This is a genomic window from Rhizobacter sp., from assembly GCF_031412075.1.
Classification (GTDB): Bacteria; Pseudomonadota; Gammaproteobacteria; order Burkholderiales; family Burkholderiaceae_C; genus Rhizobacter.
Map to the genome: position 1 here is coordinate 1 of NZ_JANOCG010000667.1, position 3,846 is coordinate 3,846.

Annotated in this window: 3 protein-coding genes and 1 pseudogene; all 4 read right to left on the reverse strand. The window is 66.0% G+C overall.

The window, feature by feature from the left end; translation table 11 throughout:
* Positions 1-40: 40 nt before the first annotated feature.
* Positions 41-961, reverse strand: a complete 921-nt coding sequence (locus tag RMO40_RS24755; RefSeq protein WP_309726506.1) for an ABC transporter permease — start codon at positions 959-961, stop codon at positions 41-43.
* A complete protein-coding gene (locus tag RMO40_RS24760) occupies positions 961-2,124 on the reverse strand; it encodes an ABC transporter permease subunit (RefSeq protein ID WP_309726508.1) in 1,164 nt (387 codons plus the stop codon). Before RMO40_RS24760 ends, RMO40_RS24755 begins: the two co-directional genes overlap by 1 nt.
* On the reverse strand, positions 2,111-3,652 hold the full coding sequence (locus tag RMO40_RS24765) for an ATP-binding cassette domain-containing protein (protein WP_309726511.1): 1,542 nt from the start codon (positions 3,650-3,652) through the stop codon (positions 2,111-2,113). The genes RMO40_RS24760 and RMO40_RS24765 overlap by 14 nt, the downstream gene beginning before the upstream one ends.
* Before the next feature lie 9 nt (positions 3,653-3,661).
* Positions 3,662-3,846, reverse strand: a pseudogene (locus tag RMO40_RS24770) (guanine deaminase); the annotation flags it as partial.

Consider the following 3,846-nt stretch of genomic DNA (forward strand, 5'->3'; position numbering starts at 1 on the left):
AACAGGATTGAGGCGCCCTCGTGAAGCGCACTTCGGATTATCAGCTCCCAGGAAAGAACGGCTTGCCCAGCGAGGCCGGCATGTTCACGCGGATCCAGGTGGCGTTGCGCGAGATCAAGACCAGCACCACGATGGTGGCGAGGTAGGGCAGCATGGTCAGCAACTGGCTCGACACCTGCACCCCTTCGCCCTGCAAATGGAACTGCAACATCGTCACGCCGCCGAACAGGTAAGCACCGAGCAATACGCGTGCCGGCCGCCAGGTGGCAAAGGTGGTGAGGGCCAGCGCGATCCAGCCTTTGCCAGCGACCATGCCTTCCACCCACCGCGGCGTGTAGACCACCGAGATGTAGGCGCCCGACAGGCCGCACAGCGCGCCGCCCACCATCACCGCCGCGAGGCGGATGCGCCGGACCGGGTAGCCCAACGCATGCGCCGCTTCGGGCGACTCGCCCACCGCGCGCAGCACCAGCCCGGCGCGTGAGCGGTAGAGGAACCAGGCCAGTGCAATCGTCAACACGATGGCGATGTAGACCATCACGTGCAGGCGAAAGAAGGCCGGCCCGATGAAGGGGATGTCGGTCAGCCCCGGGATCTGGAACTGCAGACGCTCGGGCAGCTTTTCTTGCGTGTACCTGATGCCCACGAAGGCCGAGAAGCCGGCGCCGAAGAGGCTCAAGGCGAGGCCGGTGGCGTACTGGTTGGTGTTGAGCCAGATCACCAGGAGGCCAAAGGCCGCGGCGAGCAACGCGCCCGCCACAGCCCCCGCGCCCAGGCCGACCCATTCGTTGCCGGTGTGCACCGCCACCGCAAAGCCGGCGATGGCAGCCACCAGCATCATCCCTTCGGCACCGAGGTTGACGATGCCGGCGCGTTCGTTGATCAACAGGCCCAAGGCGGCAAACGCGAGCACGGCGCCCGAGTTCAGCGTGGCGGCGAGCAGCAGGGCCAAGGCGTCCATCAGGCTTCTCCTGCAGGGCGTTGAGGGGTTTCCGTTCGCCCTGAGCCTGTCGAAGGGCCCGTGTGCACGGCGCTGGCTTCGACAGGCTCAGCCCGAACGGAGATGCGCGAGGCCTTCCAGCGCACGCGGTGGTGGATCAGCGTGTCGCACGCCAGCAGCGAAAACAGCAACAGCCCCTGGAACACACCCGTCAGCGATTTGGGCAGGCCCAGGCGCGACTGCGCCAGCTCACCACCGATGTAGAACATGCTCATCAGGATGGCCGAAAACACAATGCCCACCGGGTGCAGCCGCCCCACAAAGGCCACGATGATGGCGGCGAAGCCATAACCCGCTGGCACATGCGGCGTGAGCTGGCCCAGCGGGCCGGCGGCCTCCAGCGCACCCGCCAGACCGGCCATGCCACCCGAGAGCAGCAGCGCCGTCCACAAGGCCTTGCGCGACGAGAAGCCGGCGTAACGCGCCGCGGCTGGCGCGAGGCCCCCCACCTGCAACTGGTAGCCCGAATAGCTGCGAAAGAGGAACAGCCAGAACAAGCCCACCGACACCAGCGCGATCACGAAGCCGATGTTGATGCGAAAGCCGGTGAAGAGCTTGGGCACCTGGGTGACGGCGAGGAAATTGATCGTCTGCGGGAAGTTGTAGCCGGCCGGGTCTTTCCAGGGCCCGTAGACGAGGTAGCTCAGCACCATCTCGGCCACGTAGACGAGCATCAGGCTGACCAGGATCTCGCTCGCGTTGGCCTTGTCGCGCAACAGCGCCACGATGCCGGCCCACAGCATGCCGCCCAGCACACCGGCGAGCAGGATGGCGAGCACGATCCATCGGCTGCTGTCCTTGTCGGCCATCATCGCCACGCCGCTGGCCGCGATGGCGCCGAGCACGAACTGCCCTTCGGCGCCGATGTTCCACACGTTGGAGCGGAAGCACACCGCCAGACCCAACGCGATCAGCAACAGCGGTGTGGCCTTCATCGCCAGCTCGGTCAGCGCGTACCAGCTCTTCACCGGCTCGACGAAGAAAGCCTGCAGACCACGCAGCGGGTCTTTGCCGAGCACCATGAACAAGATGACGCCGACCACCACCGTGATGGCCAGCGCCAGCAGCGGCGAGGCGACCGACATCCACCGGCTCGGCTCGGGCCGGGCTTCAAGCTTGAGCATGGGTCGCCTCTTGGCTCTTGTTCTCTTGGGCATCACCCCACAGCCCCGACATCCACTCACCGATCTGCGGGATGGTGGCCTCGCGGGTGGCGATGCTGGGTGACATGCGGCCTTGTGCAATGACGAGCAGCCGGTCGCTGATCTCGAACAGCTCGTCGAGCTCTTCGCTCACCACCAGCACGGCGCAGCCCGCGTCGCGCAGCTTGAGCAGCTCGCCGCGAATCTGTGCCGCCGCGCCCACGTCCACACCCCAGGTCGGTTGCGACACGATCAGGAGTTTCGGGTTGGCATCGATCTCTCGGCCGACCAGGAACTTTTGCAGGTTGCCGCCTGAGAGGCTCTTGGCTGCTGCATCGGGCCCACCGGCTTTCACGTTGAAGCGGGCGATGAGGTGGCGCGCCAGATCGGCCACTTGTTGGGTGTTCAACCAGCCACCACGGCCGACTGCTTCGGTGCGGGTGAGCAGCGTGTTCTGCGCGAGCGACAAGGTGGGCACAGCGCCGCGGCCCAGCCGCTCTTCGGGAACGAAGTGCAGCCCGGCCTCACGTCGAGTTTGTGGCGCCTGGTTGCCGATGGGCTTGCCAAACAGCTGGATGGCACCTGGCGCAGCGCGTGTGTCTTCGCCCGAGAGCGCGGCCATCAGCTCCTGCTGGCCGTTGCCCGAGACACCGGCGATGCCGACGATCTCGCCGGCTCTGACTTCCAGACCGATGCCTTGCAGATTCATGCCGAACTGGTCGAGTTTGGGCAGGCTTAGCTCGCGCACGGCGAGCACCACGTCGCCGGGTGTGCGCGGCTCGTGTTTCAACTCGGGTGGCTCGGCGCCGACCATCAGCTTGGACAGGCTGGCGTTGGTCTCTTGCGTCGGGTCGACCTCGCCGGTGACCTTGCCGCCGCGCAGCACGGTGCAGTGGTGGCACAGCGCACGGATCTCGTCGAGCTTGTGGCTGATGTAGAGGATGCTGCAGCCCTCGCTCGCCAGCTTTCGCAGCGTGACGAAGAGGGTTTCGACCGCCTGGGGCGTGAGCACCGAGGTGGGTTCGTCGAGGATCAAAAGCTTCGGTGACGTCATCAGTGCACGCACGATCTCCACCCGCTGGCGTTCGCCGACCGACAGCGTGTGCACCGGGCGCAGCGGCGCGACGTCGAGCCCGTAGACCTTGGAGACCTCGGTGATGCGCGCCGTCACCTCGGCCAGCGTGGTGTTCTTACCCAGGCCCAGCCACACGTTCTCGGCCGCAGTCAGCGTGTCGAACAGGCTGAAGTGCTGGAACACCATGCTGATGCCCAGCGCGCGTGCTTCGGCCGGGTTGCGCACCTGCACCGGCTCGCCGTTCCAGCGAATCTCGCCTTCGTCGGGCCGCACCGCGCCGTAGATCATCTTCATCAGCGTGGACTTGCCCGCGCCGTTTTCGCCCAGTACGGCGTGGATCTCGCCGGGCTTGACGCGCAGGTTCACACGGTCGTTGGCGCGCACTGCCGGGTACTGTTTGCTGATGCCTGTGAGTTCAAGTCGCAAGCTAGTCATGGTGCTTCCTCAACGCATGCGCCGGCCAGCGACCCAAACGCCACGCAGGTGGCGCTCGTCGGCCAACATCATCCAGGCGAAGACTTTTTCGTGCAGGTCGCGCGCGGCGGCCTGGCGCGTGCTGTCGACGGTATTGGCCGACCAGTCCCAAAGGCAGACATCGGCTATGCAGCCGACGTCCAGACTGCCGATTT